Raw genomic sequence first — 21711 nt, 5'->3', positions numbered from 1 at the left:
CCGGCCGTACAGTTCAGGCGTGACCGAACCTGTGATCGTGGCCGACGTCGTCCGCAGCGACTTCGTCGAAGGGCACCACCGCGGCTCCGTCGTGGTGACCAACCCCGACGGCGGCGTCGAGTGGTCCGTCGGCGTGGTGGACCAGCCGATGTTCCCGCGCTCGTCGAACAAGCCGATGCAGGCGCTCGGCATGCTGCGGCACGGGCTCGACCTGGACGGCAAGCTGCTCGCGCTCGCCGGGGCGTCGCACTCGGGCGAGCAGCTCCACCTGGACGGCGTACGGGAGATCCTCGCGGGCGCCGGGCTGGACGAGAGCGCGCTGCGGACGCCGGAGGCCTACCCGCTGGACGATGCCGCCCGAGATGCCTGGGTCAAGGCTGGGCACCAGCAGGAGCGGATCACGATGAACTGCTCCGGCAAGCACGCGGCGATGATCGCGACCTGCGTCGCGAACGGCTGGCCGATCCACGACGACGCGCTCGCGACCAGCGCGGACGGTGTCTGGGGTGTGGACGACTACCGGTCGCCGAAGCACCCGTTGCAGCAGGTGATCCGGACCGCCGTCGAGGACTCGGCCGGCGAGAAGGTCTCGTACGTCGCCGTCGACGGTTGTGGAGCGCCGATCCTGGCGATCAGTCTGGCCGGGCTGGCGCGATCGTTCGGGCTGTTCGCGGCCGCTTCGCCGGACACGTTGGAGGGTCGGGTCGCCGGTGCGTTCCGGGCCTTCCCGGAGTACGCGAGCGGGACCCGGCGCGACGAGGCCGAGCTGATCCAGGCGATTCCCGGGCTGTTCTGCAAGGTCGGCGCCGAGAGCGTGTACGCCGTGGGGCTTGCTGACGGCCGCGGCATCGCGCTGAAGATCGAGGACGGCAGCGCCCGCGCACGAGCGGTCGTGATGGCCGCGACGCTGAAGATGCTCGGCCTGGAGCACGACGTACTGGACAAGCAGCTGCACGCCCCGCTGCTGGGTGGCGGCGTACCGGTCGGCTCGGTGCGCCCACATCCTTTGATTTTCAGCTAAAACTCGGGGGCCGCGGCTGCGTGAGCGGCCTCACGGCCGGCCTGCTTGCAATTGCAAGCACTCTGCTAGCACACTGGACGCATGGCCAGGTTGAGTGATCGTGCGGCGGACGCGATGGGTTCGGTGGGGGAGTACCTCGCCGAGCAGCGGCGGCACGCGCAGTTGTCGTTGCGGCAGCTGTCCGACCTGGCCGGCGTCTCCAACCCGTACCTGAGCCAGATCGAGCGCGGCCTGCGCAAGCCGTCGGCCGACGTCCTGCAGCAGCTGGCGAAAGCCCTGCGGATCTCCGCGGAGACCCTGTACATCCGGGCCGGCATCCTCGACCCGGACGACGGCAGCGAGTCCGGCCGCGCGACCGGCGTGGTCGACGCGATCCTGCTCGACCCGCTGCTGAACGAGCGGCAGAAGCGTGTCCTGCTCGACGTTTACGGATCCTTCGTCCGGGAGAACGCGTCCGAGGACGACGCACCGGCCGCGGCGGCGACGAAGCCCCCGGCCCCGAAGACCGCGGCGAAGAAGCCTGCGGCCCCCAAAGCCCCTGCACGAAAAAGCACTGCCAAATAACCCGTTCTGCTCCGAGGAGAAGCCTGATGGCTACCCGTACCCCCGTCACGCCCCTGTACGTCATCGCCGGTGCCGGCGACCTGGCCGTGGAGAAGTTCCGCGCGGTCAGCGAGGACGTCACCGCCCGGTTCGCGAAGCTGGACCAGCAGACCCTGCAGGGTGAGCTGGCCAAGCGCCAGACCGAGCTGTCCCAGCGCCTCGAGGCGCTGGCCGCCGACGCCCGCACCGTCCCGGCCAAGCTGCGTGAGCTGCCGGCCGTCGCGCAGGCCGGTCTGACCACCGTGCTCGGCCAGGCCGAGGAGACCTACGAGGACCTGGCCGCCCGCGGCGAGGACATCGTCGGACGGATCCGCCGCCAGAAGGCCACCGAGGACCTCGAGGCGCAGGCCAAGACGACCATCAGCAAGGCCAAGGCGACCCGCACCACCGCGCGCAAGACCGCCGACAGCGCCACCCGCAACGTCAAGGCGACCGCGACCAGCGCCCGCAAGACCGCGAAGACGGCCACCAAGGCCGCCGGCGACGCTGCCGGCAAGGTCGGCAACTGAGCGTCAGCACCGCACGCAACACGCCGACGGGTGGTCCGAATCTGCCGCTGAGCAGAGGTGGGCCACCCGTCTGCTTGTTAGGCTCGTACGCATGCTCCCACTCGCCACGTTCCCGACCCTGTTCCCGGGGTTCGGCAATCCGTTCGACGTCATCTGGTGGGTGGTCTTCGGCCTGAAGCTGGTCGCGCTGCTGGATGCCGCCTTCCGACCGCGCCAGGTGTTCGTCGCGGCGGACAAGCTGACCAAGCCCGGCTGGGTCCTGATCCTGGCGACGTTCTGCCTGACGCAGATCTTCCAGGGCGGCTGGCTGAGCTTCTTCGGCCTGATCGGCATCGTCGCGGCCGGCGTCTACCTGGTCGACGCCCGGCCCGCCCTGCGCGCCGCCAGCGGGCGGGGACGCGGTGGTGGCTGGGGCATCCGGCGCCGCCGGGGTCCGCGGCCGCTCTGATCCACTCGGCGCCATTTGGTGGGTTAACCCGCCAGCTCGCCCCTTGGCCCACGAAATTCCGGTGGGCCAAGGGGCGAGCTGATGGGTTAACCCACCAAATGCGCGGTGAAGCTACGACCGGTAGACGATCACCTTGTCGCCGACCTTGACCTGGTCGAACAGCCACTTGATCTTGCTCAGGTCGCGCACGTTGACACAGCCGTGCGAGGCGCCGGCGTAGCCGCGGGCGGCGAAGTCGGACGAGTAGTGCACGGCCTGGCCGCCGCTGAAGAACATCGCGTACGGCATCGCGGAGTCGTACAGCTTGGAGACGTGGTTGCGGCTCTTCCAGCCGACCGAGAACGAGCCCTCGCGGGTCGCGGTCTTCTGCGCACCGAACCGGACGTCGAACTGCAGCTTCACCACACCGTCGACGACGTAGCGCAGCTTGCGGCTGGACTTGTCGATGCACAGCGCCGTACCGGTCGCGCAGCGCTGGTCGAGCTTCTTGCCGTCGACCACGGGCGCGGGCGGGAAGAGCTCCTTCTGGGTCGGCTCGTGGGTCGCCGTCTTCAGCTGGTCCCAGGTGTTCTGGTCGACGTAGCCGAGCTCGGGGATCCCCTTGGACGCCTGGAACTTTTTCACCGCGGTCCGGGTCATCGTGCCGAAGGAGTTGTCCAGCCACTGCTTGTCGAGCAGCTTGAGCTGGATCAGCCGCGCCTCGACCTTGCGGACGTCGGCGCTGCTGGCGCCGTTGCTCCACAGGGCCTTCGGGTAGATCGGCAGCTCACCGCTGACCTCGAACGGCACGGTCTTCAGGTCGGTGCTCGCGACCGGGGCCGCCGAGGCCTCGCTTCCGGAACCGTTCAGTCCGTAAACCACCAGCCCCGTCGCCGCCGCGGCCACCACCATCCCGGCCAGCACGTGCCGGACTGCCGACACCTTGCCCATCATGTTCCGCGCGCGCATCGCGATCCCCTTGTGGTTGAACTTTCCCCTGTACCTACTGGGACGTCCTCACCGCCCCAATGGTTGGCCCCCACCCACAACTGCCGAGTCAGCGTAAATCGCCAACCACCCCGCGTACACCCGCCGTAAGCGACTCGTGATCTGCCCCACAATGGCCGGATGGACATCGTTCTCAGCACCGCCGACATCACCACGGTCCCGGCCGACGCGATCGTGAACGCCGCTCACCACGCGCTGCGCGGCGGAGGAGGAGTCGACGGGGCGATCCACCGGGCCGGCGGTCCGACGCTCCTGGAGGAGTTGATCGAGCGCTACCCACGCGGCCTGCCGACCGGCGAGGCCGGCTGGACGACCGCGGGGGAGCTGCCGGCGTCGTACGTGATTCACGTGGTGGGGCCGAATCACACCGCAGGACAGACGGATCCGGCGTTGCTGGAGTCGTGCTACCGCAACGCGCTGCGGATCGCGGACGAGCTCGGCGTACGGCGGCTGAGCCTGCCGGCGGTGTCGGCGGGGATCTACGGGTGGCCGGCGCGGTCGGCGGCGGAGATCGCCGTACGGACGGTGCGGCGTACGGCGTCGGAGGTGCGGACCGCGACGTTCTGCCTGGTCGAACCTCGGCTCTCCAAGGCTTTTCAAACAGCAACGGCGGTCGAGGAGTAGTCCTCGACCGCCGTGTGAAAGCTGTTGCTGATCAGGCGCTGTAGACCAGGATGCGGTCGCCGACCTTGACCCGGTTGAAGATCCAGGCGATCTTGTTCTTGTCGCGCATGTTGACGCAGCCGTGCGAGGCGCCGTTGTAGCCGCGGGCCTTGAAGTCCGACGAGTAGTGGATCGCCTGGCCGCCGCTGAAGAACATCGCGTACGGCATCGGCGACTTGTAGATCGACGAGACGTGGTTCTTGGACTTGCGCTGCAGCTTGAAGAAGCCGTTGCGGGTCGGGGTCTTCGGCGCGCCGAAGCGGGCGTCGCCGGTGGCCAGGAGCTTCCCGTTGTACAGGAACGCGACCTTGCGGGTCTTCTTGTTGACGCAGATGATGCGACCGGTCATGCAGCGCTTGTCGAGGCGCAGCTTGCCGGGGACGAGCACGTTCTTCGCGGCCGGCTTGGCCGGCTTCTTCGCAGCCGGCGCCGCCGCCTGCACAGCAACGGCCTTCGCGGCCGGAACCGCGGCGGGCTTGGCGGACGGTGAGGCCCCCGCCGTACCGGTGGCGGCGAACACGCCGACTCCCAGCATCGCGACCGCCGTCGTGGTGGCGCCGAGCTTACGCAGAATCCCCATGAACCTTTGTCCTTCCCCCAACTGAGTTCCCCAAAATGATGGTGCCACTGTGTAGACGACGTGCCGGCAGCTCCGGTTGGTCACGATCCGGAAAAACTTCCCCCGTGGATCGCGACCACCCGGTGAACCGCTGCCGATCAGGCCTTGTTCTTGCGGCCCAGCTTCGCGCGCTCGACCTGGGTCAGCGCGACCTTGCGGATCCGGATCGCGTCCGGCGTGACCTCGACGCACTCGTCCTCGCGGCAGAACTCCAGCGACTGCTCGAGCGACAGCTTGCGGGCCGGGACCAGCTTCTCGAACTCGTCCGCGTTCGACCGGACGTTGGTCATCTTCTTCTCACGGGTGATGTTCACGTCCATGTCGTCGGCGCGCGAGTTCTCGCCGATCACCATGCCCTCGTACACATCCGTGCCCGGCTCGCAGAACATCGTGCCGCGCTCCTGCAGGTTCACCATTGCGTACGACGTGGTGACGCCGGTCCGGTCGGAGACCAGCGAGCCCGACGGGCGGGTGCGCAGCTCGCCGAACCACGGCTCGTAGCCTTCGAAGACGTGGTGTGCGATCCCCGTACCGCGGGTGTCGGTGAGGAACTCGGTGCGGAAGCCGATCAGGCCCCGCGCCGGGACCAGGAACTCCATCCGGACCCAGCCGGTGCCGTGGTTGGTCATCTGCTCCATCCGGCCCTTGCGGACCGCGAGCAGCTGGGTGACCGTACCGAGGTACTCCTCGGGGCAGTCGATGGTCAGCCGCTCGACCGGCTCGTGCCGCTTGCCGTCGATCTCGCGGGTGACGACCTGCGGCTTGCCGACGGTCAGCTCGTACCCCTCGCGGCGCATCTGCTCGACCAGGATGGCCAGCGCCAGCTCACCACGGCCCTGCACCTCCCAGGTGTCGGGACGCTCGGTCGGCAGCACCTTCAGCGACACGTTGCCGATCAGTTCACGGTCCAGCCGGTCCTTGACCAGGCGGGCGGTCACCTTGGTGCCCTTGACCCGGCCGGCCAGCGGCGAGGTGTTGGTCCCGATGGTCATCGAGATGGCCGGCTCGTCGACCGTGATCAGCGGCAGCGGCTTCGGGTTCTCCGGGTCGGTCAGGGTGTCGCCGATCATGATCTCCGGGATGCCCGCGATCGCGACGATGTCGCCCGGGCCGGCCGAGTCGCCGGGGACGCGCTCGAGCGCCTCGGTGACCAGCAGCTCGGTGATCTTCACCTTCTGGATCGAGCCGTCGTGGCGGCACCAGGCGACCTGGGAGCCCTTCTTCAGCGTGCCCTCGTGCACCCGGACCAGCGCGAGCCGGCCGAGGAACGGCGAGGCGTCCAGGTTGGTGACGTGCGCCTGCAGCGGCGCGCCCTCGGTGTACTCCGGGGCCGGGACGTTCGCGAGGATCGTCTCGAACAGCGGCTCGAGGTCCTCCGAATCCGGCATCCCGCCGTCGGCCGGCTGGGTCAGCGAGGCGCGACCGGCGCGGGCGGAGGCGTAGACGACCGGGAAGTCCAGCGCGGACTGGTCGGCGTCGTGGTCCAGCAGGTCGAGGAACAGCTCGTAGGTCTCGTCGACGACCTCGGAGATCCGGGCGTCGGGGCGGTCGACCTTGTTCACCACGAGGATCACCGGCATGCTGCGCGCCAGCGCCTTGCGCAGCACGAACCGGGTCTGCGGCAGCGGGCCCTCGGAAGCGTCCACGAGCAGCACGATCGCGTCGACCATCGACAGGCCGCGCTCGACCTCACCACCGAAGTCGGCGTGGCCGGGGGTGTCGATGATGTTCAGCGTCATCTGCTCGCCGTTGGCCATCTTGTGCCGGACGGCGGTGTTCTTGGCCAGGATCGTGATGCCCTTCTCACGCTCCAGGTCACCCGAGTCCATCGCTCGCTCGTCGACGTGCTGGTGGGCTCCGAACGCGCCGGACTGCCACAGCATCGCGTCGACGAGGGTGGTCTTCCCGTGGTCGACGTGGGCCACGATGGCCACGTTGCGCAGGTCATTACGGAGGGGCATGCGGAAGCGCTCCAAGCAGTTGGACTAGCAAACAGAAGACAGGCAGTGGTTACTGAGAGTCAGGCGGTGGCTACGGCGGGTGTGGTGTCGCTCGGGATGCCACTCGACTTACTGATCGACGCACTGCGCAGCCATCTCATCCTACCGGGGAGACCACGTGGCGGAGAAACCGGCCACGGGGACCGGTGACGCTGAGTGCCCGAAATGCGGTTGAGCCTTTGACATTCGTTGACTGGACGTCCAGTCTATAGCTGGGCGCCTGGGGAGGGGCCTTTGTGGAGGGGTGCAACGGGGGGTCACCGCCCGGGAGTGCCGAGCACGAGGTGGGGGGTTGCTCGGCCTCCGGGGCCTTGGCCAGGAAGAGGGACGTGCCGCGGTCGGTCGCCACCAACCAGGAGCTACGGGAGCGCTCGCGTGAGCGCATCCTGAGTGCTGCCCTGGAGGTGTTCGCCGCGAAGGGCTACGAGGCGGCGTCGATCAGCGACGTGACGGCCCGGGCCGGCGTCTCCCGCGGACTGGTCGGCTACTACTTCGCCTCCAAGCGCGACCTGGCCGCGCAGCTGCTCGACCGCTGGCTGGACGGGATCGCGGGCATCCTGGAGATTCCCGGTACGCCGGACGAACGGCTCGCCGGGATGATCGACGGCGCGCTGCTGGCCGCGGCGATGACGCTGCCGGTGCAGCGGCTGGCCATCTCGCTGATGATGCAGCCCAGCACGCACGGGGTCTTCGCCGAGGTCGAGACCGAGAAGTCCGACCGGATGGCGCTGGTCGAGGACGCCATCCGTGAGGTGTTCGCGGCGCGTGGTGCGGAGGACCCGGCGGTCGAGGAAATGTTGCTCAGAGCAACACTCGAGGGGATCACGGTCAAGCTGGCGATCTACCCGGAGACTTTTCCGCTGGAGCCTGTTCGCCGCCGTTTGTACGCCGGCTACGACCTGCCCGAACCGAAGGAACCGCTCCCGGTGTTCTCCCCGGAGATCAACCGTCTTCGTGCGAAGCCTTGACCGGCGGTCTCCAGTCGAAGGTCTTGCTGCCGGAGCGTTGGACTGTGTTGGGTGGGGTCAGTTGGAGCAGTGCGTCCGTCGTCCGGCGTATTCGGAACTACTCCTGGACCCGGTGCACCTTGTGCTGCGCCGCCTGGGCGCGGGGGCGGACCGTGAGGCGGTCGATGTTCACGTGCGGCGGGCGGGACGCGACCCAGGTGACGATCTCGGCGATGTCGTCGGCGGTGAGCGGCTCGGCGACCCCGGCGTACACGGCCTCGGCCTTCGCCTCGTCGCCCTCGAACCTGGTCAGCGCGAAACCCTCGCTCTTCACCATCCCGGGCGCGATCTCGCAGACCCGGACCGGCTGGTCGAACAGCTCGAGCCGGAGCGTGTCGACGACGGCCTTCACCGCGTGCTTGGCGGCCGTGTACCCGCCGCCACCCTCGTACGCGACCTGCCCGGCCGTCGACCCCATCACGACGATCGTGCCCCGGCCCGCGATCAGGGCCGGGAGCAACGACTTGGTGACCGCCGCGACGCCGATCACGTTGACCTCGAACATCCGCCGCCAGGCGTCCAGGTCGGCCTCCGCGACCGGCTCGAAGCCGAACGCGCCACCGGCGTTGTTCACCAGCAGGTCGATCTCCGCGCCGGCCGCCGCGGTCAGCGCCGCGACGTCCTCGGCCGACGTGACGTCGCACTGCACCGCGCGTCCACCGATCTCCTTGGCCAGCGCCTCGACCCGGTCGAGCCGGCGGGCAGCGCAGATCACCGCGTACCCGGCCTCCGCGAGGTGCCGCGCGGTCGCGGCCCCGATTCCACTACTGGCTCCGGTGACCACGGCAACAGGGCGATTCGTCATAGCCGCAGTCTTTCAAACTCCACCCGCCACCCGGCACCCCGTCTCACCCGGCAGAGCCCGGAGTTACGCTGGCGACGTGACCCAACCCTCCGCCGACCGTCCACTTCGGCGGGTCGCGATGATCAGCCTGCACACCTCGCCGCTGGACCAGCCGGGGACGGGGGACGCGGGTGGGATGAACGTCTACGTGGTGGAACTGTCCAAACGGCTGGCCGGGCTCGGCATCGCCGTCGACATCTTCACCCGCGCGACCTCCTCGGCCCTGCCCCCGAAGGTCGAGCTCGGCCCCGGCGTCACCGTCCGCAACGTCGCCGCCGGCCCGTACGAGGGACTCGCGAAGAACGAGCTGCCCGCCCAGCTGTGCACGTTCGCCCGCGCGGTCCTGCGCGCCGAGGCGGTCCGCGAGCCGGGCTACTACGACGTCATCCACTCGCACTACTGGCTGTCCGGCCAGGTCGGCCTGCTCGCCCGCGACCGCTGGGCCGTCCCGCTCGTCCACACCATGCACACGATGGCCAAGGTCAAGAACGCCAGCCTCGCCGAGGACGACGTACCGGAACCGCCGGCCCGGCTGCTCGGCGAGGAGCAGGTCGTCGAGGCGGCCGACCGGCTGCTCGCGAACACCGACGACGAGGCCAAGGAACTGATCAGCCTGTACGGCGCGCAGCCGGCCAAGGTCGAGGTGGTCAACCCCGGCGTCGACCTGGAGATGTTCTGCCCGGGCGACCAGGCCGCGGCCCGGCGTACGGTCGGGGTGCGGGAGGACGCGATCGTGCTCGCGTTCGTCGGGCGGATCCAGCCGCTGAAGGCGCCCGACCTGCTGATCCGGGCGGCCGCCCGGATGCTCGAGCGCGATCCCGGGCTGCGCGAGCGGCTGGTGGTCGCGATCATCGGCGGGCCGTCGGGCAACGGGATGGAGCACCCGGAGGCGCACGCCGACCTGGCGCGGCGGCTCGGGGTCGACGACGTGACCCGGTTCGTGAAGCCGATGGCGCGGCCGGGGCTGGCCGACTGGTACCGGGCCGCGTCGGTGGTCTGCGTCCCGTCGTACTCGGAGTCGTTCGGGCTGGTCGCGCTGGAGGCCCAGGCCTGCGGTACGCCGGTGGTCGCGGCTTCGGTCGGTGGGCTGACGACCGCGGTGCGTGACGGCGAGACCGGGCTGCTCGTGCCCGGGCACGGGGTCGGCGAGTTCGCCGACGCGCTGGCGCGGATCGCGACGGATCCGGCGGCGCGCGAGAGCATGGGCAAGGCCGCGGTCGAGCATGCCCGGGCGTTCGGCTGGGAACAGACCGCGGAGAAGACGCTGGCCGCGTACCGGACGGCCGCGCGGACGATGGCCGCCGAACTGGCGGCGGAGGTGGCCGGATGAGGGTTTCCGCCGCGGACGTGATCCGTCAGGTGCTGACCGAGAACGAGCTCGACTTCACCGAGGCCACGCCGGGCGCTTTCGCGGCCGACCTGCCGGGTGAGCGCAAGCTGAAGACCGGCGTCTCGCTGACGGTCGGGGCGCAGGCGGTGCACGTGCACGCGTTCGTCGCCCGCCGGCCGGACGAGAACCACGAGGCCGTGTACCGGTGGCTGCTGGAGCGGAACCTGAAGATGTACGGCGTCGCGTTCGCGATCGACCACCACGGTGACATCCATCTGGACGGGCGCGTTCCGTTGCACGCGATCACGCCTGGTGAGGTGGATCGCCTGCTGGGCGCCGTACTGGAATACGCCGACTCCTCGTTCAACACGATCCTCGAACTGGGCTTCGCGACCTCGATCCGGCGCGAGTACGACTGGCGGATCGCGCGCGGCGAGTCGACCCGGAACCTGGACGCGTTCAAGGGCTGGCTCGAGCCTCGATAGCATGCGGGGTATGACCTATCGCCTGATCCTGCTCCGCCACGGCCACAGCGACTGGAACGCCAAGAACCTGTTCACCGGGTGGGTCGACGTCGACCTGAACGCCCAGGGGGTCGAGGAGGCTCACCGCGGCGGCCAGCTGCTGCTCGAGCGCGACCTGCTCCCGGACGTGCTGCACACCTCGGTGCTGCGCCGCGCCATCCGCACCGCGAACATCGCCCTCGAGGAGGCCGGCCGTCAGTGGATCGACGTCCGCCGCTCCTGGCGCCTGAACGAGCGCCACTACGGCGGCCTGCAGGGCAAGGACAAGAAGCAGACCCTCGAGGAGCTCGGCGAGGAGCAGTTCATGCTGTTCCGCCGCTCCTACGACACCCCGCCGCCGCCGATCGAGCGCGGCTCCGAGTTCGACCAGGCCGGCGACCCCCGCTACGCCGCCCTCCCGAGTGAGTTGCTCCCGGCAACCGAGTGCCTCGCGGACGTCGTCGAGCGGATGCTCCCGTACTGGTACGACGCGATCGTCCCCGACCTGCGCGCCGGCAAGACGGTCCTCGTCACCGCCCACGGCAACTCGCTCCGCGCCCTGGTCAAGCACCTCGACCAGCTCGACGAGCAGACGATCGTCGGCCTCAACATCCCGACGGGCGTCCCGCTGTACTACGAGCTCGACGAGGACTTCAACCCCGTCACCAAGGGCGGCGAGTACCTCGACCCGGCCGCGGCCGCTGCAGCCATCGAGGCCGTCAAGAACCAGGGCCGGTAGCTAGAAACAGCACCAATAAAGGCAAGACGAAACAACAGAGCAAAGAACAACAAGAACTACGAAGAGCAAAGACAAGAACAAAATATAGTTTGGTGGTCTCAGGTGACCCTGGTCTGTGGGTGCGGGTCGCCTGTGGTGCCGGCGGGCAAGTCTTGGGTGACCGCAGGCGGGCTGGCTCAGGCCGCCGCCTGCGGTTCGGCCGTCTTCGTCCTGTCGAAGTGAGCTTGAAGAGTAGCTCCGACCTCAGAGCTGCCGTGGCCGTTCTCAGTGCACTCCTTCTCGGCTACTTCAAGCTGTACTAGAGATCGCTTGCCTGACAGTTGACGGTCGGGTGAGATCGCTCGCGTAGGCGAGGTCCTTCTGGTTTTCCAGGTCGTCCAGGCGGGACTGGAGGGCCTCGTGGATGTGGCGGTAGGCGTCGCTGCCGAGGGTGATGCGGCGTGGGGCCGGGGTCTGGTCAGCGGTGTCGATCATGGACTGGGTGAACTTGTCGGGGTCGCCGCGGAGCTCGAACGAGCCGTCGGTCATGCCTCGGCGGACCTGGGCGACAGGGGTGGCGGCGTAGGCGTCGAGCGGGGTGGCGAAGGCCAGGGCGGCGCCGAAGCCGGTGGCGGCCGGGCCTGGTTCGGCGAGGGTGAGCTCGATGCCGAAGCTGGCGACCTCCTGGGCGACGGCCTCGACGAAGCCCTCGATACCCCACTTGGTCGCGTGGTAGGCGCCGAAGCCGGGGTACGCGTACTGGCCGCCTTCGGACGCGACCTGGATGATCCGGCCGCCGCCCTGGGTCCGCAGGTGCGGCAGTGCCGCGCGGATCAGCTGCATCGAGCCGATCAGGTTGGTGTCGACCTGCCGACGGATCTGCTCGTCGGTCAGCTCCTCGGCCGCGCCGAACAGGCCGTAGCCGGCGTTGCTGACCACGACGTCGATGCGGTCGTGCGCGGCGAACGCGGCGTCGACGACCCGTCGTACGGTGGAGTCGGTGACGTCCAGCTCGACGACGTCCAGGCGGTCGCCGTACTGGGAACGCAGGTCGTCGAATGCGCCGGTACGCCGGAGCGTGGCGACGACGCTGTCGCCGCGGGCGAGCAGCTTCTCGGTCATCAGGCGGCCGAAGCCGGACGACGTACCGGTGATGAACCAGGACTTGCTCATGAGGATCTCCTTCAGACGGTGAGGCGGGCGAGGCCGGCGCGGGCGTAGTCGAGCACCTGGTCGACCAGGGCGAGCAACTGCTCGGGGTCGGACGCCGCGTTGCCCCGGCCGCCCGTCGGTTGCGCTTCGGCGGTCTCGTACAGCTCGCGCAGACCGGTGATCACGGTGACCCCGGCCAGCCCGGGCGCGAGCGCGTCGGGCGGCAGACCGAGATCGGCGGCTACGCCGGCCGCGACGACCTGCTCGTACCGGTAGTACGCCGCTCGCGCCCGGCCGCGGAGGTCCTCGTCGGCGACGATCAGCTGCGACCGCAGCGCCCGTCGCCGCCAGACCTCGGCCGTGACGACCAGGCCTTGAAGATCTCGGTGAGGAGGGTGGCCAGGGCGGCCGGGAAGACCTGGGCGGGGTCGACGTCGGCGTCGCCCATCGTGATCGAGGCGGTCATCGTGCGAGTGCCGTCGGGGGAGCTGTACATCAGGGCGCCGAAGCCGCCGGGGGTGCTGCCGTTGTGGTGCAGGACGGTGCCGCCGGCGCCCAGGTCCTGGACGAAGATGCCGAGGCCGTAGTCGATCGGGCCGACGCCGGTGCGCATCTCGACCAGCAGAGGTTCCGGGATGAGCCGGCCGCTGTTGAGGGCGGAGAAGAAGACGTGCAGGTCCCGGGTCGTGGAGAGCAGGTCGCCGGCGCCGGCCAGCAAGGACAGGTTCTGGCGCGTGACGTCCTCGACCTTCCACTCCTCGCCGTCCTGGTAGCGGAAGTAGCCGTGGCCGTGCGGGTCGGGGAGCTCGGTGAGGTCACCCGGTACGACGGTGCCGGTCAGGCCCAGCGGCTGTGCGATGAGCTGGTCGAGCGCTTCGGCGTACGAGGTGCCGTTGATCTTTTCGATCAGGAGAACGGCGATCGTGTAGTTGGTGTTGGAGTAGCTCCAGTCCGCGCCCGGCTCGAAGCGGGACGGCTTGGCCAGGGCGAGGCGGACCAGCTCGATCGGCTGGTAGCTGAGGAAGCGGTGGTCGACCCAGTCCTTGCCGGTCGCGGGAATGCCCGGTACGACGGTGCCGTCGGGGTAGTACTCGCCCGTGTAGTTGAAGATCCCGCTGGTGTGGTTCAGCAGCATCCGTACGGTGATCCGCTCGTCCAGCCCGAGGTCGGGCAGGTGGGTGGCCACCGCGTCGTCGAGCGTGAGCTTGCCCTTGGCCACCAGTTGCAGGACCAGGGTCGCGGTGAAGGTCTTGGTGACGCTGCCGACCCAGAACGAACCGTCCGTGGCCGGCGGCGTGGTCTCACCGAGCTTCCGTACGCCGGCGCTGCCGACCCACTCGCCGTACTGGTCGTTGACCCGCATCTGCAGTCCGGCGAACCCGGTGTCGACGAAGGTCTGGATGGCCTGCTGGAAGTCGGTGACGGGCTGCGTGATCGCTGAAGTGTTCATGCCGAGTACTCTCGCCAGCCGCGCTGACACCGGGCCGCCGCCGTTCTGACACGGGCTCTGACATCAGCTGGAGAGGGCCTCCGACAGCCACGGGTTCTCCTGCTGCAACTGCTGCAGCCGGGCCTCGAGCCGAAGCCGCTCGGCCTGCAGGTCCAGCGCCTGGTCGAGCAGCCGCCGTTCCACCTCGCGGGGCGTGTCCGGGACTCCGGACGGGAAATCCTGGTAGAAGAACATCAACCCTCCCTCGTGCACGGCCGCAGGGCGACGGCCCGCGTCTACTCTGCGGGCCGCGTTCGGCGTCCGGACCGATCCCGGACGAATCCGGACGGTCCCGAGGGGCGGACACCCTGCGACAGAGAGGTGTGCGGTGAGCGCACGTGCTGGAGAGACCTTCGACGCCGACCGAGCGGCCGCGGAGGTGGTCGACCTGTCGGCCGCCCCGGTCCCGGACGCCGGCCCGACGACCGCCGAAGGCGCCCCCGCCACCGGCGAGTGGAGCGCCACCACCGGCACCGGCTTCCGCATCGTCCCGCTCTGGGAGGGCGAGGCACTCACCGGCGTGTACGGCGCCGAGTGGACCGACGCGACGGAAGCCGGCGCCGAGCAACTCGACGCCCTGAGCAAGGCCTTGGAAACCCGCTGGGGCCCGCACCGCACGATCCAGCTCCACGGCCCCCTGCTCCGCTGGCAGATGAGCCAGCCCGTCGCCCCGCTCTTCGAGGCCCTCTTCAAGGAGGACCTGTACGGCGACCTGCACGTCTGGGGCCCACTCCCCACCAACCGCTACGTAGCCACCATCATCGGCCACAGCGACGGCGACGCCCCCTTGATCCTGGCCGCCCTGGTCACCGATCAGCCGATCACCCAGCCACCAGGCCCGTGACCGCAGCTGGCACCTCCGCGTGCGGGGCCGTCCCAGCCGATGAGTTCAAGGCTTCATCCGCATGCGGTCCGGCGGAGTGCCCTGGAATCGGGCGGGCTTGTTCGGACGGGAAGTCCTGGTAGAAGAACATCGAGCTCCCCTTCGGGTGGCAGCCGAAAGAATCCGGACGGATCCGAGGAGGAATACGGCGTACGAGGCAGCCAGGACGCCTGCGCGTCGACTATTCGGGAAGCTCTGAGAGGCGCCGAGCGCAGATCTGGCACTGCGGAATCGCAGCGTGATCCTGCCTGGGCACGAAATAGACACCACACAGGCCGCGTACAGCGTGGCCTTCGATCGTGCTCCCTGCGAGATGCTCACGATGTGCGTAGTGACTGGTGGTTCCCGGTTCGGACAGCACCAGCTCGTTGGCCTCGACGAACGGGCGGAGCTCAGCGACCCGCACGATCCACGCTCCGACCTCGCCGATATTCGAGTAGGTGTCCTTGAATCGGTCCCAGCTCTGTTCCGGTGGGCTGATGGTGATCAGGGTCCTCACGGTGAGCTGCCACAGCAGTCCGCTCCCCGCGTGCCCTTTGCAGGGGATGATCTCGAGGTCGATCTCGTCGGCCTCGTATCCGTCGTCCCTGACCGCGGTGACAGCCAGGTCGATTTCAGCGAGCTTCTCTTCCTTCACAACGGGGTGGGAGATCTCGAATCTGCGAGTCCCACCTGCCTGTACGGCCTGCAGAGCATCGAGGACCTGGCGTTGAACGCTAAGCTCCCAGTCCGTCCTGAGCCGCGCCGCGGTTTCTCGCTTGAGAAGGCGCTGGTCTTCCCCGGTCGGCAGCCAGCGGCTGGGATCGCCTGAGTCGTTCTCTCGCTCGACCCTTTTGTAGAAGTCGTCCCGGTCCTCGTGGTTGCCCTTCGCGAGGCCGGCTACCAAGAGCCAGCACACACCTGATCCGGGTTCTTCCCAGACGCCGCCGCGCCACTGGGAGTTCTTGATCTCCAGAAGACGGGTGCGGGTCGAGCTGGAGATCGGCCCCAGAGAGTTGTCATCGGCCGGATCGGCGCCGAACGACTCCGCGGCCTTGGCCACGATCGGGTGGGGGAGTTCGCTCAACGGGTGGAGCTCGTCGTACGAACCTTTGGCCAAGTGGCGTAGAGGATACGGAGAGGCCCAGTCGCTCGTCAGGTCTTCCTGGAGAACGCGAAGCGTAGGTCTGGCGCGGCGGCTGTGCACGGGCCAATCCTGCCGAATCGGTCGCCGACACGCTCAATCAGAGCAGATCGGCGATCTCGTCGGTGGCGGTTGCAGCGGTCTCGTTCTGATGCGCGAAACGCTCCGCGAGTTCACGACGATCGCTATCGCGCTGCGACTCGAACGCGTACAGATCGCGCAGGCGGATACGGCGGTCACGACCAACGTGGTGAGACGCGATCTCGCGACGGTCAAGCAGCTTGTACAGATGTGTGCGGCTCATGCCGAGGCGCTCAGCCGCCTGATGGGGCGTGACCGTCTCGTTCCCGCCGGTGACAATGAGTTCATCGGCTTCGCGGGCGCAGCGACTGAGGCTCAACAGGACAGCCCGAAGCTCTGGTCCGGCTTCGGACTGGGCGAACTGCTCGAGCGCGTCGAGCTGTGCAGTGGGGATCTTCGCGGTCTCAAAAGTCTTCATAGTTGTCACCAGGGCGGTAGTCATAGATGACACAGATGTCACAGATGACTCTACATGGCGTTGTGCAGATCCTCAAGGATGAGCGCGAGCAGCGCAAAAGGTGACCACAGGCGGCCTGCAGATGGACGCCTGCGGCCACCCAAGGCGGCCCAACTATGTCTGTTCTTTTGTACTGTCTTTGTTCTTCGACTTGATGTGCTTGTACTTCTTGGATTTGTTGCTGGAGCTCAGTTGTTGCCGTTCGGGGACGGGGCCGAGGCGCCCGCGCCGGAGCCGGCGGCGGTGCCGCCGACGGCGATCGGGAGCTCGCCGGTCACCAGGTAGACGACCCGGCGGGCCATCGAGACGGCGTGGTCGGCGATGCGCTCGTAGTAGCGGCCGAGCAGGGCGATGTCGACGGCGACCTCGACGCCGTGCGGCCAGGAGTCGTCCATCATCAGGCGGAACTGGTTGGTGCGGAGCTGGTCCATCTCGTCGTCGGTGGCCTCGAGTTTGCCGGCGGCGGTGACGTCGTGGGACTTGATCACGTCACCGGCGGCGTCGACCATCTTGCCCGCGACGCCGGACATCTCCTCGATCGCGGCGTGCAGCTCGGCCGGGATCGCGGCGGCGGGGTAGCGCAGCCGGGCGATCTTGGACACGTGCGCGGCCAGGTCGCCCATCCGCTCCAGGTCGGCGACCATCCGCAGCGCCGCGACCAGCATCCGCAGCTCGTTGGCGACCGGGGCCTGCCGGGCCATCAGCTCGAAGACCTTCTCCTCGACCCCTTCGCCGGCCGCGTCGAGCTGGATGTCGGCGGCGATCACTTCTTCGGCCTGCCGGATGTCGGCGCTCAGCAAGGCGGCGGTCGAGCGCCGGACGGCGGTGGACACCGTCCTCGTCATCCGCTCGAGCTCGGCGAGGATGTCGTCGAGCTGCTCGTGGTAGGTGTCGCGCATTCTGCATCCGATCTGTGCTGTCCGGCCTGTCCGGGCCGAAAAGGGGCGCGGGCACGGTTCAGTACCCGCCCACGAGGGACCGTATGCCGTCGAGGTTGCCGGACGGCGACGAGTGGTGAACGCGTGATGAACAGTTGGGACGCGCACCGGTCATCCGGTGCTCATTCGGTCTTTCCCTGTGCTTTCCCCGCGTAGCATCGGTGCTGTGGACCCCACGCTGGCTGCGGTGCTGGGCGGCGTCATCGGCGCGGCCCTGGCTCTGCTTTCGCTCGGTGCGATGGTGCTGAGCGAGCGTTCCCAGACCAAGGTTCCGGTCTCCCCGGACCCGGCGGTCCCCAGCGGCGTTGCCACCGTCCTGTCCGTACTACGGTCGTCCGCCGTCGTGATGGGCCCCGAGGACCAGGTGCTGCAGGCCAGCGCTCCGGCGCACGTGCTCGGCATCGTCCGGGGCGAGCGGCTGGTCGTCGAAGACCTGCTGACGATGGTCCGGGCCGTACGGCGCGACGGCGAGATCCGTCAGCAGGACCTGGAGATCGTCCGCGGCCGGCTCGGCGCCACCCAGTACGTGAGCGCCCGGGTGGCCCCGTTGGGCAGCCAGCTGGTGCTGGTCCTGGTCGAGGACCGGACCCGGGAGCGCCGGCTGGAGGCGATCCGGCGCGACTTCACCGTCAACGTCAGCCACGAGCTGAAGACCCCGATCGGCGCGCTGATCCTGCTCGCCGACGCCGTCTCGGAGGCCTCCGACGACCCGGAGGCCGTCCAGCGGTTCTCCGGCCGGATGCGGATCGAGGCCTCCCGGCTGAGCCGGCTGGTCAAGGAGATCATCGAGCTGTCCCGGTTGCAGGGCGACGACCCGCTGGAGAACCCGGGCCCGGTCGACATCAACGGCGTGATCGACGCCGCGGTGGACCGCTGCCGGGTCGACGCCGAGGACCGCGACATCAACATCATCGTGAAGACCGACCCCGACCTCGAGGTGATGGGCAGCGAGGACCAGCTGGCGATCGCGATCGGCAACCTCGTCGAGAACGCGGTCAACTACAGCCCCGACGGGACCCGGGTCGCGGTCGCCGCGCACCCGATCGGCGACCTGGTCGAGGTCACCGTCTCCGACCAGGGCGTCGGCATTCCGAGCAGCGACCTGGAACGCATCTTCGAACGCTTCTACCGGGTCGACAGGGCCCGCAGCCGGGAGACCGGCGGCACCGGGCTGGGTCTGTCGATCGTCAAGCACATCGCCTCGATCCACGGTGGCGACGTACGGGTCTGGAGCGTCGAGGGACAGGGTTCCACCTTCACCGTCCGGCTCCCGCTGCGGCTCGATCCCGCCACCGGGCAACCGACCGGTTCCACCAGCCAGGAGGAACCGGCCAACGCCCTGACGCCTACCCCGTCAGGTCAGATCGCAAAGGAGACAGCTTCGTGACCCGAGTGCTGGTCGTCGAAGACGAGGAGAGCTACAGCGACGCGTTGTCGTACGTACTGCGCAAGGAGGGGTTCGAGGTCGCCGTCGCCGAGACGGGCCCGGACGCGCTGGACGAGTACGACCGGGCCGGTGCGGACATCGTCCTGCTCGACCTGATGCTGCCGGGCCTGTCCGGTACCGAGGTCTGCCGCGCGTTGCGGACCCGGGGCAACGTGCCGGTGATCATCGTCAGTGCCAAGGACACCGAGGTGGACAAGGTGGTCGGCCTCGAACTGGGCGCCGACGACTACGTCACCAAGCCGTACAGCCCGCGTGAGCTGCTGGCCCGGATCAAGGCCGTGCTGCGGCGCGGTGCGGACGTCGAGCTGCTGCCCGACACGCTCGAGGCCGGTCCGGTCCGGATGGACGTCGAGCGCCACGTGGTGACGGTGTCCGGGACCGAGATCCGGCTGCCGCTGAAGGAGTTCGAGCTGCTCGAGATGCTGCTGCGCAACACCGGCCGGGTGCTCACCCGGGGGCAGCTGATCGACCGGATCTGGGGCGCCGACTACGTCGGGGACACCAAGACCCTGGACGTGCACGTGAAGCGGCTGCGGTCCAAGCTCGAGAAGGACCCGTCCAACCCGGCGCACCTGGTGACGGTGCGGGGACTGGGCTACAAGTTCGAGGCCTGAGACCCCACCGGCCGCCCCGCCGGTGGGTTAGCTTAGGCTGTCCTTAGTTGTTGCCAACTGAGGAGAACCGCCATGTCCTGGTCCCGTCGTACCCGCAGCACTGCTGCCGTTGCCGCGTTGTTGCTGTCGGCAACCGCGTTGAGCGCGTGCGGGAGTGGTGCCGACGACCAGGCCGCTGCTCCGTCCGGTGAGGCCGGTTCGGGGTTCCCGGTGACGCTGAAGAACACTTTCGGCGAGACCACCATCAAGGCGAAGCCGACGCGGATCGTCACGCTCGGCTGGAACGCGCAGGACGTCGTCTACGCGCTCGGCGAGACGCCGGTCGGGATGCCGAAGGTGACCTACGGGCCGACGAAGGACGGTGTCACCGCGTGGGACGCCGACCGGTTCGACGCAGCGAAGACGACGTTGCTCGACGCAACGGACAGCTACCCGTACGAGAAGATCGTCGCGCTGAAGCCGGACGTGATCCTGGCGCCGTACGAGGGCTTCGACGCCACGGTCTACAAGACGCTGTCGGGGATCGCGCCGACCGTCGCCTATCCCGGGGCGCCGTGGCAGACGACCTGGCAGGACCAGACCACGCTGATCGGCCAGGCGCTGGGCAAGTCCGCGGAGGCCGACAAACTGGTTGCCGGGATCAAGGACCGGATCGCGAAGGTCGCGTCGGAGCACCCGGAGTTCAAGGGGAAGACGATCAGCGTCGGATCTTTCGGGGCGGACAACTACATCTACACGCCGGGTGATCCGCGGGTGCAGATCCTGAACGAGATGGGTTTCGTGAACGCGCCGGGCGTGCTGAAGCTCGAGGAGACGAACACCAAGAAGGAGTTCGCGCTGCCGATCAGCAAGGAGAAGGTCGGCGACATCGACGCCGACGTGCTGGTCGCGTACGTCGACGGGCTGACCGCGGCGAAGTTCGCGGCCGATCCCGTGTACGCCGCGTTGCCATCGGTGAAGAAGGGCAGCGCTTACGTGCTGGAGGACCAGCAGGTGATCTCCGGGATGAGCTCTGTCAGCGTCCTGTCGGTCCCGTGGGTGCTCGACAAGATCGTCCCCGGCCTGGCCAAGGCGGCTGCCGCCGCGAACTGAGTTCCGCGCGGGCCGCTCGCACAAGACCGCCCGCCGGACCAGGTCCCACCCGGACCGGCTACCGATCCGTCGCCCGGAGGGACCACACCCGTACGGCGCCCCTGGGCCACAGGACGCCGTACGCCGAACGGGCCGCCCCCACGGCGTGGGACGGCCCGTTCGCGCTGCTCCGCGCCGGGCGGCACCGCCCGCTGCCGTTTCCTCCCTGCGCGCATTTGGTGGGTCAACCCACCGAAGAGCCCCTTGGCCCACCGGATTTCCGTGGGCCAAGGGGCCATTTGATGGGTTGACCCACCAAATGCATGCTGCGGGGTGGTTGCTGTGGCGTGCGGCCGGTCAGGAACGCCGACGGGCCGCCTTCGGTGGTGCTGAGGCGGCCCGTACGGCGTGCTGCAGGAAGGAGGTCAGCCGTGGCTTTCCTCGGGGGCGTCGTCGCGCGGGGTGGGGCTGAAGTGGTCGGTGGTGAGCACCGGGACGTGCGCGGTGATCGGGGCCGCCTTGGCGAAGCTGAGGGTCAGCGTGACCATCGCGCCGGGCTTGCCGCCGGTGACGGTGAACGGCTTGCCGCCGGTCGGCGGCAGCGTCAGCGACGCCCCCGAGGCCAGCGTCATCGGGCGGACGTTGCCGACCGCGACGGTGGCCGGCGGGGCGGCCGGCTCGGCGCCTTCCTCGGTCTGGGGCGCGCCGGCGGCCGGCTCGGAGGCGACGCCGACCAGGGTGTCGTCGGTCCTGCCCGTGTTGATGACGGCGGCGTGCAGCTCACCGGTGCCGTCCTCGGAGGCGAGCACCAGCAGGTTGCGGACCGCGATCGAGCCCGATGTCGCGTTGGTGCCCTCGGCGGGCTGGTACGGCTTCATGGTCTGCGCGTTGAAGTTCGCGCCGCAGGCCGCCAGTGCGAGGCTCAGCGTGACGGCGGCACCGGCGGCACCGGCGCGGCGCACGGCCGACGGGGGCAACGTGATGGGCACTGGGATCCCTTTCGTACAAGCTGTGGACGCCGTCAGGCTGCGGCCTCCGGCGCAGCAAAGCGTAGCGACCGGGCGCCCGCGGCCCGACGGCGGCACCACCTTCGGGGGATGTCCCGGGCAACCAAATTCCGCGCGCGAGGCATGCCGGACAGCGTTTGTCAAGGCGGGAAATGGCCTCTGACCAGCGCAAACACCCCGGCCGGACCAGCGACTGC

The 21711-nt window shown here is 68.9% G+C and carries 25 protein-coding genes; 13 read left to right on the top strand and 12 right to left on the bottom strand.

Annotated features, from left to right (window positions below):
* The first annotated feature begins 19 nt into the window (after positions 1-19).
* The 4 genes from ACLQ2O_RS19540 (at position 20) to ACLQ2O_RS19525 (ending at position 2581) form a co-directional block, all read left to right on the top strand.
* Positions 20-1021, top strand: a complete 1002-nt coding sequence (locus ACLQ2O_RS19540; RefSeq protein ID WP_425833292.1) for an asparaginase — start codon at positions 20-22, stop codon at positions 1019-1021.
* Between the two features lie 81 nt (positions 1022-1102).
* Positions 1103-1585: a helix-turn-helix domain-containing protein gene (locus tag ACLQ2O_RS19535; protein WP_425833290.1), complete on the top strand. Its 483-nt coding sequence runs from the start codon at positions 1103-1105 to the stop codon at positions 1583-1585.
* Between the two features lie 26 nt (positions 1586-1611).
* Complete coding sequence (locus ACLQ2O_RS19530; RefSeq protein ID WP_425833288.1) at positions 1612-2133, top strand: hypothetical protein; 522 nt, start codon at positions 1612-1614, stop codon at positions 2131-2133.
* Positions 2134-2224: 91 nt separating this feature from the next.
* A complete protein-coding gene (locus ACLQ2O_RS19525; protein ID WP_425833286.1) occupies positions 2225-2581 on the top strand; it encodes a DUF2516 family protein in 357 nt (118 codons plus the stop codon).
* A 111-nt stretch (positions 2582-2692) separates the two neighbouring features.
* Here the strand turns inward: ACLQ2O_RS19525 and ACLQ2O_RS19520 are convergent, their stop codons facing one another.
* The gene (locus tag ACLQ2O_RS19520; protein WP_425833284.1) at positions 2693-3529 is read right to left on the bottom strand and encodes a L,D-transpeptidase family protein; all 837 of its coding nucleotides are present in this window, start codon (positions 3527-3529) and stop codon (positions 2693-2695) included.
* 159 nt (positions 3530-3688) lie between these two features.
* Between ACLQ2O_RS19520 and ACLQ2O_RS19515 the strand changes: the two genes are divergently transcribed.
* Positions 3689-4192: an O-acetyl-ADP-ribose deacetylase gene (locus tag ACLQ2O_RS19515; RefSeq protein ID WP_425833282.1), complete on the top strand. Its 504-nt coding sequence runs from the start codon at positions 3689-3691 to the stop codon at positions 4190-4192.
* A gap of 31 nt (positions 4193-4223) precedes the next feature.
* Here the strand turns inward: ACLQ2O_RS19515 and ACLQ2O_RS19510 are convergent, their stop codons facing one another.
* Both ACLQ2O_RS19510 and typA read right to left on the bottom strand, forming a co-directional pair.
* Positions 4224-4811: a L,D-transpeptidase gene (locus tag ACLQ2O_RS19510; RefSeq protein WP_425833280.1), complete on the bottom strand. Its 588-nt coding sequence runs from the start codon at positions 4809-4811 to the stop codon at positions 4224-4226.
* Positions 4812-4948: 137 nt separating this feature from the next.
* Complete coding sequence (gene typA / locus ACLQ2O_RS19505; protein ID WP_425833278.1) at positions 4949-6811, bottom strand: translational GTPase TypA; 1863 nt, start codon at positions 6809-6811, stop codon at positions 4949-4951.
* 368 nt (positions 6812-7179) lie between these two features.
* Between typA and ACLQ2O_RS19500 the strand changes: the two genes are divergently transcribed.
* A complete protein-coding gene (locus ACLQ2O_RS19500) occupies positions 7180-7818 on the top strand; it encodes a TetR/AcrR family transcriptional regulator (protein ID WP_425833276.1) in 639 nt (212 codons plus the stop codon).
* A gap of 97 nt (positions 7819-7915) precedes the next feature.
* Here ACLQ2O_RS19500 and ACLQ2O_RS19495 read toward each other — a convergent pair whose 3' ends face one another.
* A complete protein-coding gene (locus tag ACLQ2O_RS19495; protein WP_425833274.1) occupies positions 7916-8662 on the bottom strand; it encodes an SDR family NAD(P)-dependent oxidoreductase in 747 nt (248 codons plus the stop codon).
* A gap of 76 nt (positions 8663-8738) precedes the next feature.
* On the opposite strand from ACLQ2O_RS19495, the gene mshA reads away from it, so the two are divergent.
* From mshA to ACLQ2O_RS19480, 3 genes are read left to right on the top strand one after another with little or no spacing between them, the layout of a single operon-like run.
* On the top strand, positions 8739-10031 hold the full coding sequence (gene mshA, locus ACLQ2O_RS19490; RefSeq protein ID WP_425833272.1) for a D-inositol-3-phosphate glycosyltransferase: 1293 nt from the start codon (positions 8739-8741) through the stop codon (positions 10029-10031).
* Positions 10028-10516, top strand: coding sequence for a YbjN domain-containing protein (locus ACLQ2O_RS19485; RefSeq protein WP_425833270.1), 489 nt, complete (start codon positions 10028-10030; stop codon positions 10514-10516). Before mshA ends, ACLQ2O_RS19485 begins: the two co-directional genes overlap by 4 nt.
* Positions 10517-10526: 10 nt before the next feature.
* Complete coding sequence (locus tag ACLQ2O_RS19480; protein WP_425833268.1) at positions 10527-11273, top strand: phosphoglyceromutase; 747 nt, start codon at positions 10527-10529, stop codon at positions 11271-11273.
* A gap of 288 nt (positions 11274-11561) precedes the next feature.
* Here ACLQ2O_RS19480 and ACLQ2O_RS19475 read toward each other — a convergent pair whose 3' ends face one another.
* The 4 genes from ACLQ2O_RS19475 to ACLQ2O_RS19460 all read right to left on the bottom strand — a co-directional run bounded on the left by ACLQ2O_RS19475 (position 11562) and on the right by ACLQ2O_RS19460 (position 14088).
* Positions 11562-12425, bottom strand: coding sequence for an SDR family oxidoreductase (locus ACLQ2O_RS19475; RefSeq protein ID WP_425833266.1), 864 nt, complete (start codon positions 12423-12425; stop codon positions 11562-11564).
* Between the two features lie 11 nt (positions 12426-12436).
* Entirely contained in the window at positions 12437-12724 is a 288-nt protein-coding gene (locus ACLQ2O_RS19470; protein WP_425834011.1) for a hypothetical protein, read from the bottom strand.
* Positions 12724-13854: a serine hydrolase domain-containing protein gene (locus ACLQ2O_RS19465; protein ID WP_425833264.1), complete on the bottom strand. Its 1131-nt coding sequence runs from the start codon at positions 13852-13854 to the stop codon at positions 12724-12726. The genes ACLQ2O_RS19470 and ACLQ2O_RS19465 overlap by 1 nt, the downstream gene beginning before the upstream one ends.
* Positions 13855-13917: 63 nt before the next feature.
* Complete coding sequence (locus ACLQ2O_RS19460) at positions 13918-14088, bottom strand: hypothetical protein (protein WP_425833262.1); 171 nt, start codon at positions 14086-14088, stop codon at positions 13918-13920.
* 133 nt (positions 14089-14221) lie between these two features.
* On the opposite strand from ACLQ2O_RS19460, the gene ACLQ2O_RS19455 reads away from it, so the two are divergent.
* Positions 14222-14737, top strand: coding sequence for a hypothetical protein (locus ACLQ2O_RS19455; protein WP_425833260.1), 516 nt, complete (start codon positions 14222-14224; stop codon positions 14735-14737).
* Positions 14738-14957: 220 nt separating this feature from the next.
* Here ACLQ2O_RS19455 and ACLQ2O_RS19450 read toward each other — a convergent pair whose 3' ends face one another.
* The 3 genes from ACLQ2O_RS19450 to phoU form a co-directional block, all read right to left on the bottom strand.
* Positions 14958-15842: a DUF3039 domain-containing protein gene (locus ACLQ2O_RS19450; RefSeq protein ID WP_425833258.1), complete on the bottom strand. Its 885-nt coding sequence runs from the start codon at positions 15840-15842 to the stop codon at positions 14958-14960.
* Positions 15843-15999: 157 nt separating this feature from the next.
* Entirely contained in the window at positions 16000-16398 is a 399-nt protein-coding gene (locus ACLQ2O_RS19445; RefSeq protein ID WP_425833256.1) for an excisionase family DNA-binding protein, read from the bottom strand.
* Positions 16399-16625: 227 nt separating this feature from the next.
* Positions 16626-17336 carry a phosphate signaling complex protein PhoU gene (gene phoU / locus ACLQ2O_RS19440; protein ID WP_425833254.1) on the bottom strand — a complete coding sequence of 237 codons (711 nt, stop codon included), beginning with the start codon at positions 17334-17336 and terminating at the stop codon, positions 16626-16628.
* Between the two features lie 205 nt (positions 17337-17541).
* On the opposite strand from phoU, the gene ACLQ2O_RS19435 reads away from it, so the two are divergent.
* The 3 genes from ACLQ2O_RS19435 to ACLQ2O_RS19425 all read left to right on the top strand — a co-directional run bounded on the left by ACLQ2O_RS19435 (position 17542) and on the right by ACLQ2O_RS19425 (position 20528).
* Complete coding sequence (locus ACLQ2O_RS19435) at positions 17542-18762, top strand: sensor histidine kinase (RefSeq protein ID WP_425833252.1); 1221 nt, start codon at positions 17542-17544, stop codon at positions 18760-18762.
* Positions 18759-19436: a response regulator transcription factor gene (locus ACLQ2O_RS19430; protein WP_077017430.1), complete on the top strand. Its 678-nt coding sequence runs from the start codon at positions 18759-18761 to the stop codon at positions 19434-19436. Before ACLQ2O_RS19435 ends, ACLQ2O_RS19430 begins: the two co-directional genes overlap by 4 nt.
* Before the next feature lie 72 nt (positions 19437-19508).
* Positions 19509-20528: an iron-siderophore ABC transporter substrate-binding protein gene (locus ACLQ2O_RS19425; protein WP_425833249.1), complete on the top strand. Its 1020-nt coding sequence runs from the start codon at positions 19509-19511 to the stop codon at positions 20526-20528.
* Between the two features lie 404 nt (positions 20529-20932).
* On the opposite strand, the gene ACLQ2O_RS19420 is transcribed toward ACLQ2O_RS19425, so the two are convergent.
* Positions 20933-21496, bottom strand: a complete 564-nt coding sequence (locus tag ACLQ2O_RS19420) for a hypothetical protein (protein ID WP_425833247.1) — start codon at positions 21494-21496, stop codon at positions 20933-20935.
* Between the last annotated feature and the right edge of the window lie 215 nt (positions 21497-21711).

Origin of the sequence: Kribbella sp. DT2 (assembly GCF_049844575.1) — a bacterium.
Lineage (GTDB): Bacteria > Actinomycetota > Actinomycetes > Propionibacteriales > Kribbellaceae > Kribbella.
Note: the sequence above shows the minus strand (reverse complement) of the source record. Positions and strands in the feature narration are given on the sequence as shown.